This window comes from Paucisalibacillus globulus DSM 18846, assembly GCF_000482485.1.
Lineage (GTDB): Bacteria > Bacillota > Bacilli > Bacillales > Amphibacillaceae > Ornithinibacillus > Ornithinibacillus globulus.
This window is the reverse complement of record NZ_KI519438.1, coordinates 51,048-63,115: the sequence shown is the minus strand read 5'-3', so window position 1 is coordinate 63,115 and position 12,068 is coordinate 51,048. Positions and strand designations below refer to the sequence as shown.

The following is a 12,068-nucleotide window of genomic DNA, read 5'->3' as shown; positions in this document are numbered from 1 at the left end:
TATACTAAAATAGTAGTAACACACATGTTTTTTAAAACAAAGGGGGAAACATGATGTATGTACTAATTAGTATTTTTATTGGTTATGTTTTCGGCTGTGTCCATGGCTCTCAATTAGTTGGAAAATATAAAAGAGTAGACATTAAAAACTCAGGGGTAAAAAATGCTGGAGCATCCAATACTACTATTCTACTTGGTTGGAAATATGGTATTCTAGTTGCACTTATTGATATTTTTAAAGGAACGCTAGCCGTATTATTGATGCTGTATATTTTAAATGAAAATGGTATTACTGGAGATGTCCAAATCTTATTGATTTATGTTACTGCCTTAGCGGTAATAATCGGTCATAACTTCCCAATAACGATGAAATTTAGTGGTGGAAAAGGAACGGCATCATTAGTTGGAATTTTACTTGCTATTGATTGGAAGATTGCATTGATTGGAATAGGAATCTTAGTAATCTTTACTTTTGCGACAGACTATCTTGTTATTGGTGTGCTTATGATGTATATATCATTTTTAGTAACAACGTATTATTTCTATGGAACGGAACCAACAATGATAGTAATATTTCTTTCTTTATTAAGTATCGTGAAACATATGGAGAATTATAAACGTATTATTCATAAAGAAGAAAAAAAGCTATCAAGTATGTTTCAGAAAAAGGCAGAATAAGACTTGGAGGTAACAAATGGTCGATATAATAATTTGGATTATCATCGTTGCACTTTTTGTAGTAAGTTTTATCGGGGTTATCTATCCAATAATACCTTCCGTACTTTTAATATGGATTGGATTCTTATTGTACCAGTTTGGGATTAATGGAGATGAATTAGGATTTTTCTTCTGGACTATCATGGTTGTATTTACAGTTATATTATTTGTAGCGGATATTTTAGCTAATAGCTTTTTTGTTAAAAAGTTTGGTGGAAGTAAATGGGGCGAACGGGGTGCTGCAATCGCAGTTATCGTAGGGTCCTTCATCATCCCACCATTTGGGATAATCATTATCCCATTTATTACTGTTCTTATCATTGAAATGCTACAAAAAAGAACCATTCAAGAAGCATTAAAGGCCTCAATCGGATCCTTGTTAGGCTTTTTAAGTGGAACATTTGCTAAAGTTATTATCCAGATTGTGATGATAATTTTGTTTATCTTTAATATTATATTCTAACTTTGTACAGAAGCTTAAGTGAAATAATCTGAAGCTGCTGTGTTTTTTATGTCATTTAAAATACAAGCTGTTTTTGTGATGATGTTTGTTTCTTTTTATATTAGCTATTGATAGAAACAGCGCGGTAACTACTGTAAACATTTCCTCACTCTTAGGAATGGAGTAGGTGTAGTGCTAAAATCCCGCTCCGGCAGAATACTCCGCTTTCCGCGGGCACGGCCTCAGCCTCCTCGCGGAAAGTTCGCCGCTGCGGGGTCTTCGGACACGTGCTATTCCCGCAGAAGTCTCCGTATTCTGCCTGCGCTAGTATTGGCTTTCTAAATAAAAATTGTTTTATCACACATTTTCATTAAAAATCAATTTTAATTAAATTCAAGCTAAACCAGCTCCGGAAATACACGGAGACTCCTGTGGGAGGCTCACCAGCCGCCCACGGAAAGCGAAGTGTATTTCCGGAGCGGGTACGATGCGCTACTAAAAATTATTAGTTACCGCACAGTCTATACAAATTGTGTAATTATGTTGAGTGGCTTTTTTAAAAAAAGGAGGATGGTTACAATGTTTAAGACTAATCATTTTGATGAATTTATTGTAAGAAAAGCAACCGAATCAGATTTAGAGTCTATTCTTGAATTACTTAAATCCGCTGCTAAATGGGTTCAGGCTAAAGGTATTAACCAATGGGGTTATTTACTAGACGGCGGAGAAGACCAAGAAATAGAAGCGGACATTTTAGCCGGGAATACATATATTATTGAAAATAAAAATGTAGAAGTTGTAGCGACTTTTAACTTTTCCAATGAGCAAAATGAATGGGATATAGAAATGTGGGGGAAACGGAATGACCATGCTTTTTATATCCATCGGCTAGCTGTTAGTCAAAATCATCATAATCAACAGATTGGGAAAAGATTATTAATATGGATCGATGAAAATCATACGATTGAAAATGGTTTTATTCGTTTAGATTGTGTAGGAAATAATCAAGCACTGAATAAAATCTATCAGAATTCTGGATTTCAATTCATAGGCCATATTGGTGAGGGAAATGATAAATTCTCCCTTTATGAAAAAGCTTTCTAGCGATAAGCTTGACTTTCTAATGGCAGGTTATTATATTTAACTTAATATCAATAAAATGAAACATTGAAAAGGATAGTACAATTTAGTCGGTCTATTCAGAGAGGAAATGGTAGGTGAGAATTTCCATAGACGTAGATTGGAACCTGCCTTGGAGTTCGCCTTTGGATTGGGTTTTCCCATGAATTTGCGCGCGGTCCCTGACCGTTATCAAACGAAGTGTACTATTTATCTATGTAGATAGTAAACAAGGGTGGTACCACCAATCCTCGGTCCCTTATGCGGATGGAGGCTTTTTTGTGTTCATTAAAAAATTTATATAAATTGAGGTGCTAATGATGGGAAAGAAAAACAAAGATTTTGTAGAAAAAATCACAGCCATGGAAGATGACTTTGCACAATGGTATACCGACGTCGTTAAACAAGCAGAGCTAGTCGAATATGGTCAAGTTCGTGGAACCATGATCATCAAGCCTTATGGCTATGCAATTTGGGAAAATATTAAAGATGAATTAGACCGAATGATTAAAGAAACCGGTCATTCCAATGTGGCATTTCCACTATTTATTCCAGAAAGTCTTCTTCAAAAAGAAAAAGACCATGTCGAAGGATTTGCTCCTGAAGTAGCTTGGGTAACACATGGCGGAGAGGAAGAACTAGTGGAGCGAATCGCTGTTCGTCCTACTTCAGAAGTTCTTTTCTGTGATTACTATTCTAAAAATATTCATTCATACCGTGATCTTCCTAAACTATATAATCAATGGGGAAATGTTGTGCGCTGGGAAAAGACTACTCGTCCGTTCCTTCGTTCATCCGAATTCCATTGGCAAGAAGGTCATACTGCTCATGCAACAGATGAAGATGCAGCGAACGAAACAAATCGTATGTTAGAAGTGTATGCAGATTTAGTGGAGAACTATTTAGCAGTACCAGTTTATCGTGGTCGTAAAACCGAAAAAGAAAAATTCGCCGGTGCTAAGTACACACTAACGATTGAAGCATTAATGCATGATGGAAAGGCATTGCAATCCGGGACATCTCACCATTTTGGTTCTGGATTTGCTGAAGCATTCAATATTACTTATCTTGATGAAAATGGTAAGAGTCAATTTGTCCATCAAACATCTTGGGGACTTTCCACTCGAATCATGGGTGCATTGATCATGGTTCATGGAGATAACCGTGGGTTAGTTGTTCCACCAAGAATTGCTCCAACTCAAGCGATGATTGTTCCAATTGCCCAACATAAAGAGGGTGTACTGGATAAAGCATATGAACTTCGTGATCAATTAAAATCACTAGTACGTGTTGACATCGATGCAAGTGATAAAATGCCTGGCTGGAAGTTCAATGAATATGAAATGAAAGGTATCCCAGTTCGTATTGAAATGGGACCAAAGGATATCGAAAAAGAACAGGTTGTGCTTGTTCGTCGCGATACTGGTGAAAAGGAATTTGTTGCTTTAACTGATTTAAATGACCGCTTACCAGCTTTACTTGAGGAAGTTCAACAAAATCTTTATGATAAAGCACTTGCACATCGTAATGAAAAGACAACAGTTGCAACAACTATGGATGAATTTAAACAAACACTTGATGAAAAAGGTGGATTCATTAAAGCCATGTGGTGTGGTGACTTGGCTTGTGAAGAAAAGATTAAAGAAGATACAACAGCAACATCCCGTTGTATTCCTTATGATCAAGAAAAAGTAGCAGATACATGTGTATGCTGTGGGAAAGAAGCGAAAGAATTAGTTTATTGGGCAAAAGCTTACTAAAGGAATAGGAATGAAGAGGGCTTAGTTAATTGCTAAGCTCTCTTTTTTTGGTTAAGAAAGGATAAAAACTTTCCACACGTATAGAAAACCTAACACAAAGAGTGCTCGTCATACTTATTCGAGGAAGTAATTCTCCTCGCAAAGCTCCATGAAGTAACTCAGGTAGTGATTAATGAGCATTACATGAAGTTGCTTTGCTAAGGGATGAGTGAATGTAAGTTTTTCAAAAAAAGTATTGTATTTTTATAAAATCAATGGTATAAGTATACATATGGTATAAGTATACATATTACTTAATAAATATACATAAGGGTGAGTAAGATGAAAGAGTTATTACAGAATGAACTACATAAGGTGGAACAAAATCTCTGGTTGATTGGTAAACAACTATATGAAAATCCCGAATTAGGTGATCAAGAGTTTAAGTCTATGAAACTGCTAGTTAACTTATTGGAGGAAAATGGATTCGAAGTTGAGGAAGGCATTGTAGAAAGACCAACAGCTTTTAAAGCGGAATTTAATAGTGGAAAACCAGGACCGAAAATTGCCTATCTTGCAGAATATGACGCTTTACCCGGTGTGGGCCATGGATGTGGTCATAATCTAATTGGGACAATGAGCGTTGGAGCAGGAATAGCATTAAGTAAGGTTATCCAGGAAACCGGTGGAAGTGTTGTCGTCATTGGCACACCTGCAGAGGAAACAAACGGAGCAAAAGTACCGATGAGTGAACAGGGAATTTTTGATGATATAGATGTAGCAATGATTTTACATCCAAATGACCAATCGTATGTTAGTGGTGATTCGTTAGCGATGGATGCCATTCAATTTGCATACACTGGAAAGTCTTCGCATGCAGCAGCTTCTCCCGAAAAAGGGATTAATGCATTGGATAGCGTGATTCAACTGTTTAATGGAATCAACGCATTAAGGGAGCACCTATCAACGGATGTAAGGATTCACGGGATTATTCCCCAAGGTGGAGAGGCAGCGAATGTAGTACCAGATTACGCTGTGGCTCAATTCTACATACGTGCCAAAGAGCGAGCCAAGTTAAACGAGGTAGTAGAAAAGGTGAAAAAAATTGCTGAAGGTGCTGCACTCATGACAGGAGCATCATTTGAAGTATCCAATTATGAGCTAAGCTATGATGATATGATTACTAATCAAGCTTTATCGAATGCTTTTACCGAAAACTTAGAACAAACTAGTACTCTTCCAATCTATCCAGCTAAACTTTCTTATGGATCTATTGATATGGGAAACGTTAGCCATGTTGTTCCAGCAATTCATCCATATATTGGATTGAATAAACCGGGTTTAATTGCTCATACGAAAGAGTTTGCTGATCAGACCATTACAACTGATGGGTTCGAAGCATTAAAATCAGGTGCACTTGCATTAGCTAGCACAGGATTTGATGTATTAACAAATAATAGTTTATTGGCAGCTATTAAAGAAGAGTTTCAACGAGGTTAATTTTTATACGTATTTATGTATATTTAATCAATAATATTAATGATTATAAAGGAGTGGTTCATATGAAAAAAGCAATGCTAGGAATTTTGATTGTGTTTTTAGTTAGTTTGTTAGCGGCATGTGGTTCAGGGGAAGCAAGTTCAACAGAAAAGGAAGGGGAAAAGATATTAAAGATGGCAACGTCCGCAGACTTTCCACCATTTGAATCTTATGATGCAGAAGGGAATTTTATCGGATTTGATGTGGAGTTAGCACATCTAGTTGCTGATGAATTAGGTTATGCATTAAAAATTGAAGATATGGACTTTGATGGTCTAATTGGTTCATTGCAGGCAAAACGTGTAGATATGGTACTTGCTGGAATGAGTGCAACTGAAGATAGGCAAAAAAATGTAGAATTTTCAAATGAGTATCATCGATCTGGTGAAATGTTCATTTCAAAAGCAGAAGAAGATATAAAGGGTTTAGAAAGTTTAAAAGGAACAGTTGTTGGTGTGCAGTTAGGCACTATTCAAGAAGAGGGTGCTGAAACACTAGCGAAAGAGTATGGTTTTGAGGTGAAAAAAGTAGATGATGCTAGCATACTTATTCAAGAATTAAACTCTAATCGAATTGATGTTGCTTATATGGATAAGACAGTGGCAACAGGCTATATCAATTCTCAAGGCTACATAGGGTTTGATGATCCAACAACAAGCTCACCTGGTATGGCAATTGCATTTCCTAAGGGAAGTGAAAGGGTAGAAGCCGTTAATGCTGTTTTGAAGAAATTTGAAGAAGATGGAACGATTGAAAAGCTAAAAGAAAAATGGTTATCAGAATACGAATAATTTAACAGCTAGAAGGTGAGGTGTGAAGGCATGAATTTGGACTTTAGCCAAATCGTGCCTTCAATTCCTTTTATATTAGAAGGAATTGGAGCAACATTAAAGTTTGTCAGTGTATCTATTCTTTTTGGTTTACTATTAGGAACTATATTAGCGCTATGTAAGATTGGGAATAAAAAGTGGCTCAAATGGCCTGCCGATATCTATACATCGATATTCCGTGGAACACCATTAATTCTACAATTGATGATTATACATTATGCTGTACCGCAATTATTTCTCTATGATATCCCTGTATTTTTAAGTGCCGTTCTAGCATTTGGTCTTAATTCAGCGGCTTATGTATCAGAAATTATTCGTGCAGGTATTATGGCGGTGGATAAAGGACAAGTAGAAGCGGCGGAAGCTTTAGGGATACCGTATCGACCAATGATGGCAAATATTATATTACCACAGGCATTGAAAAATATCTTACCAGCCATGATGAATGAATTTATTACCTTAACAAAAGAATCAGCACTAGTATCAACTATCGGATATATGGATTTAATGCGGAGAGCAGAAATTGTTGGGGCCCAGTTGTATCGTAATTTTGAACCGTTATTGTTTGCTGGAGTAATTTATTGGGTGATGATTTTTATCCTAACAAATATTGGTAGTTGGGTGGAACGGAGGTTGAGACAGAGTGATTAAAACTATGGAACTTACAAAGAATTTTGGAGAAAGTATAGTGTTGAAAAATATTACAACAACAATTAACAAAGGGGAGGTTGTAGCTGTTATTGGCCCATCAGGTTCAGGGAAATCAACCTTTTTACGTTGTTTAAATCTATTAGAAGATCCCTCCAGTGGTCATATCTGGTTAAAGGATGAGGAAATTACTAGCCTAAAGGTGAATAAACTTCAGGTTAGAAAGAATATTGGAATGGTATTTCAACACTTTCATCTGTTTCCGCATATGACGGTATTGGAGAATGTCATGTATGCACCGGTTAAAGTAAAACATATGAAAAAAGAATTAGCTGAAAAGAATGCGAAAGAATTATTGGCCAGAGTTGGTTTAATAGAAAAAGTTGAAGCTTATCCGAATAGATTGTCAGGTGGTCAAAAGCAACGTGTTGCTATCGCAAGGGCATTAGGAATGGATCCAGAAATTATGTTATTCGACGAACCTACTTCAGCACTAGACCCTGAAATGGTGAAAGAAGTTCTTGATGTAATGAAGGATTTAGCTCAAACGGGAATGACGATGATTGTTGTCACACATGAGATGAATTTTGCAAAGGAGGTCGCGGATAAAATCATTTTTATGGATGAAGGAAAATTGATGGAAGAAGCGGAACCACAGTCATTTTTTAAGAGCCCCAAAACGAAACGTGCTAAGGATTTTTTAGCAAAAGTTCTATAGGAAAAACTCGGCCTGAGCAAAGTCTCACCGAGTTTTTAATTGGTTTTCTATTTCTTTTTGTATTTTGTCAGGAGTTGTTTGCGGTGGAAATCGTTTAATCACATTTCCATCCTGGTCTATTAAAAATTTCGTGAAATTCCATTTGATTTCTTTTGTAAGGAAACCCTTTGCTTCGCTGGTTAGATATTTATAAAGAGGATGAGCATTAGGGCCGTTTACATCAATTTTTTGGAACATTGGAAAGGTAACCCCGTAATTTAACTGGCAAAAATCTTCAATTTCTTGATTTGACCCAGGATCCTGGTTTCTGAATTGATTACATGGAAACCCAAGAACTTCAAACCCTTTATCATGGTACGTTTTATAAAGTTTCTGCAGACCTTCAAATTGAGGGGTGAACCCACATTTGCTTGCTGTATTTACGATTAGTAATACTTTTCCTTCATATTCCTTTAAGTTAATTGTTTCTCCCTGAATTGTTTCCACTGAAAAATCATGTACGCTCATTGAAAATTCCTCCTTCTATCTCTGAGCATATCATAAATTTATAGAAAAGATAAAAGACTTGCACCCTGAGTTATGGGGGAATAGGCTTTATTCACACTATTGATGGAAAATGTGGAGTAATTTTTTTGTCAAACACCTTCATAACCGAAAAATAGATTTGTAGATGTATGACACCGCTTCAGCAGAATACTCCGCTTTCCACGGGCACGGCCTCAGCCTCCTCGCGGAAAGTTCACCGCTGCGGGGTCTTCGGCCTCGTGCTATTCCCGTAGGAGTCTACGTATTCTGCCTACGCTAGTATTGGCTTTCTTAATGAAAATTGTTTTATCACATATTTTCGATAATAATCACTTTTAATCTCATTTAAGCTATATCAGCTCCGGAAATACACGGAGACTCCTATGGGAGGACAGGCATAGGTGAGACCCCGCAGTGACGAAGGAACGAGGAGGCTCACCAGCCGCCCATGGAAAGCGCAGTGTATTTCCGGAGCGGGTATGATGCGCTACTGAGAATTATTAGTTACTTGGCAGTTTATACAAATTATGAAATTAACAACAACAATAATGTAGGATACTGCAAAAAATAAAAAGACGACCAATTGGCCGTCTTTTACTATGCTTCTTGAGCTACTGTTTCTTCCCCGGCAATAATGTCCAATCTTTGTTGGATTTCTTCTTGGGAAAGGTTTTGCTCTTTAACATACATGTTTCTTGGGTGTACACGACATTCATGTGTACATCCTCGCATATATTTATGCTCATTTTCTTCTGAGCAGAGAATTTGTTTATTACATTCAGGGTTTGCACAGTTAACAAAACGTTCGCATGGCTCGCCATCGAAGTAATCTTTACCAACAATTACGTGATCTTTACGATTAATTGGAACTACAATACGTTCATCAAATACATAGCATTGTCCATCCCATAGTTCACCCTGTACTTCTGGGTCTTTACCGTACGTAACAATCCCACCATGAAGTTGTGCTACATCTTCAAATCCTTCTTTAATCATCCAACCAGTGAATTTCTCACAACGGATACCACCAGTGCAATACATAAGAACTTTTTTACCTTCAATCAAATGTTTGTTTTGACGAATCCATTCTGGTAACTCACGGAAGTTATCGATATCTGGGTTTATTGCGCCACGGAAATGACCTAATTCAAATTCATAGTCATTACGTGTATCAACAATAACGACATCATCACGTTCCATCGCTTCACGCCATTCCTTTGGCGAAAGGAATTCACCTGTTAACTCTTTTGGATCAGGATTTTCTTCTTCATCCAAACGTAGGGTTACTAGCTCCTTACGTGGACGTACATGCATTTTCTTGAATGCATGACCATCATGTTCATCTACTTTAAACGTTAAATCACTAAAACGAGGGTCGTTATGCATCATTTCAATATATTTATTCGTTGCTTCAACAGTACCAGAAACGGTCCCATTAATTCCCTCTTTAGCTACTAAAATTCTACCCTTTAATCCAGTCTCATTACAAAAAGCTAAGTGCTCTTTAGCAAAGGCTTCAGGGTCTTCGATGTCAACATACTTGTAGTATAACAATACTCGGTAATTTTCCATTTTTTTACCACCTATCATTCATATTTGCAAGATATAAATGTTGGTAGGTATAGTTACTTTTTATTATCTTGCAAGAGTATAGTTTAGCAATTTTTAGTTGGAAATTCAATAGGATTTAATAGGATTGTGTTGCAATTTTGTTAAGGTGTGGGATTTGGAATACGTATAATGTAACTATAATTCATTAAACTTTCCTCTAAAATAATCTGCTGCCTGAATCATTTTAGCACCATACCAAAACATCTCACCATCAATAATCAACGGTTTTGCATCGGGTACCAATGCTTGAAATTCCTCCAAGTGCTTTTCCTTGAAAGGATATGGTTCTGTCGCTAAAAAGATATAATCCATTTCAGCATGTAGAAAGTCTTCTTCTGTAATAACGGGATAGCGTCCGTTAAAGGATGCAAATGGATTAACAAATCCGATTCTTTCTAATATAGACTGAATATATGTATTTTTGCCAACGACCATGTAGGGCTTTTTCCAAATAACATAGGCAGCTCTTTTGCCGTTTACATTCGGAAGGGTATCAAATTTATTTTTGATTTCGTTAATCGTTTGTATTGCTTCTTCCTTGCGATTAGTAATAATTCCTAGATCATTAATCATACGGTACACATCTGGTATGTTTTGTACTTCAAAGACGAAGACTGGATAATGTTGTTCCAGTGTTTCTACAATTTCTTTGGTATTTTCTTCTTTCTCAGCAATGATTAAATCTGGTTTTAATTCGTGGATCCGGTCTAGCTTAATATCTTTTGTTCCACCAATGTTTCTTGCCTTTTGTACTTTTTCCTCTGGGAAAATACAAAATCTTGTTCGGCCAACAATCGTATTTTCTAGACCCAGGTGATACATGGTTTCCGTAATGGCTGGTACAAGAGAAATAATACGTTTGGGTAGATGTGAAAGTGTAATCTTTCTCTCTAGGTGGTCCTTTATGTTATACATATGAAACCCCTCCCATTATCGACTAGTTCCCTTTCAAGTTTAGCCCAGAATAACATTCTTGTCACTGCGAATTTAGGTCATTCTACAAAATGCGACAAATTTTAACATAGATTTAATAGGTAGTAAAGACTAAATTTTATTTTTTTTTACTAAAAAATTCGGATTTACTTGCATTTTTCTAATCAAAAGGGTAAAGTTAAAAGTAGCAAGGAAATTGAAATTGGTAATACTTTACGTTCTCTTTATCAGAGTAGGTGTAAAAGTATTAAGTTCAATTGTACTTTGCAAGCTATTCGATAAGGAGGTCATATAAATGACTGGTAAAGTAAAATGGTTTAACGCAGAAAAAGGTTTCGGTTTCATCGAGCGCGAAGACGGTGACGATGTATTCGTACACTTCTCAGCTATCCAAACTGATGGTTTCAAAACTCTTGAAGAAGGTCAAGATGTTGAATTTGAAATCGTTGAAGGTAACCGTGGACCTCAAGCAGCTAACGTAACTAAACTATAATTAACACAAAACCACAAGGCTTATCTCAGTTGAGATAAGCCTTTTTATTTAATTAGAAGACGAGGTGACTGGAATTGGATTCATTTGACTGGATGGAAAAATCAAAAGAAGAGTGGAATAATCGAGCTAGTTTTTGGAATGCCCGTAGCCAGAATATGTGGGATCATGGCAGCCGAAAAGATATCATCCCTTTATTAGAGAAACATCTTGAAAATGGATCTAAGCTAGTAGATGTTGGTTGTGGAGATGGTTACGGTACATACAAGCTAAAAAAGTTAGGCCATGAAGTAATGGGTTTAGATATTTCAGAAGAGATGATTGAAAAGGCAAAGGAACGGCTGCAGGATATTCCATTTAAAGTCGCTGACGTGAATCAATTACCACTTTTGGATGAATCGGTTGATGCTATTTTAAGTATTAACGTTATAGAATGGGTTGAAGTCCCGTCAGTAGCAGCGACGGAATTGAGGAGAGTTTTGAAGCAAGATGGCCTTTTATGTGTCGGTGTTTTGGGCCCAACAGCTGGTCCGAGGTCTAGTAGCTATCCGAAAGTTTATGGTAAAAAAACAATAAACAACACAATGATGCCTTGGGAGTTTTTCAAACTTGCTAAAGAATTAGGCTTTGAGTTAGTGGATGAATTAGGTGTTTATAAAGAAGGCGTAACAGAAGAACATTATCAAGGATTACCGGTTGTATTAAAACAGGCATTAAGTTTTATGTGGGTGTTTTTGCTTCGTAAAGTGGGTGAATAA

At 36.7% G+C, this 12,068-nt stretch carries 13 protein-coding genes and 1 other annotated feature; of the genes, 10 read left to right on the top strand and 3 right to left on the bottom strand.

The annotated features are described in order from the left end of the window. Nucleotides 1-53: 53 nt before the first annotated feature. The 8 genes from K332_RS0117415 to K332_RS0117380 all read left to right on the top strand — a co-directional run bounded on the left by K332_RS0117415 (nucleotide 54) and on the right by K332_RS0117380 (nucleotide 7,751). Entirely contained in the window at nucleotides 54-677 is a 624-nt protein-coding gene (locus K332_RS0117415; RefSeq protein ID WP_026908623.1) for a glycerol-3-phosphate acyltransferase, read from the top strand. 16 nt (nucleotides 678-693) lie between these two features. Then, nucleotides 694-1,179, top strand: coding sequence for a DUF456 domain-containing protein (locus K332_RS0117410; RefSeq protein WP_026908622.1), 486 nt, complete (start codon nucleotides 694-696; stop codon nucleotides 1,177-1,179). 558 nt (nucleotides 1,180-1,737) lie between these two features. Next, a complete protein-coding gene (locus K332_RS0117405) occupies nucleotides 1,738-2,262 on the top strand; it encodes a GNAT family N-acetyltransferase (protein WP_026908621.1) in 525 nt (174 codons plus the stop codon). A 54-nt stretch (nucleotides 2,263-2,316) separates the two neighbouring features. After that, nucleotides 2,317-2,540: a binding site (T-box leader), on the top strand. A 57-nt stretch (nucleotides 2,541-2,597) separates the two neighbouring features. Then, nucleotides 2,598-4,037, top strand: a complete 1,440-nt coding sequence (gene proS, locus K332_RS0117400) for a proline--tRNA ligase (protein WP_026908620.1) — start codon at nucleotides 2,598-2,600, stop codon at nucleotides 4,035-4,037. 321 nt (nucleotides 4,038-4,358) lie between these two features. Continuing rightward, nucleotides 4,359-5,516: a M20 family metallopeptidase gene (locus K332_RS0117395; protein WP_026908619.1), complete on the top strand. Its 1,158-nt coding sequence runs from the start codon at nucleotides 4,359-4,361 to the stop codon at nucleotides 5,514-5,516. A gap of 62 nt (nucleotides 5,517-5,578) precedes the next feature. Continuing rightward, nucleotides 5,579-6,346, top strand: coding sequence for a substrate-binding periplasmic protein (locus K332_RS0117390; protein ID WP_026908618.1), 768 nt, complete (start codon nucleotides 5,579-5,581; stop codon nucleotides 6,344-6,346). A 30-nt stretch (nucleotides 6,347-6,376) separates the two neighbouring features. Beyond that, a complete protein-coding gene (locus K332_RS0117385) occupies nucleotides 6,377-7,036 on the top strand; it encodes an amino acid ABC transporter permease (RefSeq protein ID WP_026908617.1) in 660 nt (219 codons plus the stop codon). After that, nucleotides 7,029-7,751 (top strand): amino acid ABC transporter ATP-binding protein, encoded by a 723-nt coding sequence (locus tag K332_RS0117380; protein ID WP_026908616.1) that lies wholly within the window; start codon nucleotides 7,029-7,031, stop codon nucleotides 7,749-7,751. The genes K332_RS0117385 and K332_RS0117380 overlap by 8 nt, the downstream gene beginning before the upstream one ends. Before the next feature lie 24 nt (nucleotides 7,752-7,775). Here K332_RS0117380 and K332_RS0117375 read toward each other — a convergent pair whose 3' ends face one another. From K332_RS0117375 to K332_RS0117365, 3 genes are all read right to left on the bottom strand, one after another. Next, nucleotides 7,776-8,258 (bottom strand): glutathione peroxidase, encoded by a 483-nt coding sequence (locus K332_RS0117375; protein WP_026908615.1) that lies wholly within the window; start codon nucleotides 8,256-8,258, stop codon nucleotides 7,776-7,778. A gap of 615 nt (nucleotides 8,259-8,873) precedes the next feature. Continuing rightward, entirely contained in the window at nucleotides 8,874-9,848 is a 975-nt protein-coding gene (trhO, locus tag K332_RS0117370; RefSeq protein ID WP_026908614.1) for an oxygen-dependent tRNA uridine(34) hydroxylase TrhO, read from the bottom strand. Between the two features lie 174 nt (nucleotides 9,849-10,022). Then, on the bottom strand, nucleotides 10,023-10,802 hold the full coding sequence (locus K332_RS0117365; RefSeq protein WP_026908613.1) for an ABC transporter substrate-binding protein: 780 nt from the start codon (nucleotides 10,800-10,802) through the stop codon (nucleotides 10,023-10,025). A 313-nt stretch (nucleotides 10,803-11,115) separates the two neighbouring features. Here K332_RS0117365 and cspD point away from each other — a divergent pair, with 313 nt between their 5' ends. Both cspD and K332_RS0117355 read left to right on the top strand, forming a co-directional pair. Next, nucleotides 11,116-11,313: a cold-shock protein CspD gene (cspD, locus tag K332_RS0117360; protein WP_026908612.1), complete on the top strand. Its 198-nt coding sequence runs from the start codon at nucleotides 11,116-11,118 to the stop codon at nucleotides 11,311-11,313. 74 nt (nucleotides 11,314-11,387) lie between these two features. Then, complete coding sequence (locus K332_RS0117355) at nucleotides 11,388-12,068, top strand: class I SAM-dependent methyltransferase (protein WP_026908611.1); 681 nt, start codon at nucleotides 11,388-11,390, stop codon at nucleotides 12,066-12,068.

Coding starts and splice junctions, on each gene's coding strand:
- K332_RS0117390 (WP_026908618.1), top strand. CDS start 5,579: ATGAAAAAAGCAATGCTAGGAATTTTGATTGTGTTTTTAGTTAGTTTG.
- K332_RS0117415 (WP_026908623.1), top strand. CDS start 54: ATGTATGTACTAATTAGTATTTTTATTGGTTATGTTTTCGGCTGTGTC.
- proS (WP_026908620.1), top strand. CDS start 2,598: ATGGGAAAGAAAAACAAAGATTTTGTAGAAAAAATCACAGCCATGGAA.
- K332_RS0117375 (WP_026908615.1), bottom strand. CDS start 8,258: ATGAGCGTACATGATTTTTCAGTGGAAACAATTCAGGGAGAAACAATT.
- K332_RS0117385 (WP_026908617.1), top strand. CDS start 6,377: ATGAATTTGGACTTTAGCCAAATCGTGCCTTCAATTCCTTTTATATTA.
- K332_RS0117410 (WP_026908622.1), top strand. CDS start 694: ATGGTCGATATAATAATTTGGATTATCATCGTTGCACTTTTTGTAGTA.
- trhO (WP_026908614.1), bottom strand. CDS start 9,848: ATGGAAAATTACCGAGTATTGTTATACTACAAGTATGTTGACATCGAA.
- K332_RS0117365 (WP_026908613.1), bottom strand. CDS start 10,802: ATGTATAACATAAAGGACCACCTAGAGAGAAAGATTACACTTTCACAT.
- K332_RS0117405 (WP_026908621.1), top strand. CDS start 1,738: ATGTTTAAGACTAATCATTTTGATGAATTTATTGTAAGAAAAGCAACC.
- cspD (WP_026908612.1), top strand. CDS start 11,116: ATGACTGGTAAAGTAAAATGGTTTAACGCAGAAAAAGGTTTCGGTTTC.
- K332_RS0117395 (WP_026908619.1), top strand. CDS start 4,359: ATGAAAGAGTTATTACAGAATGAACTACATAAGGTGGAACAAAATCTC.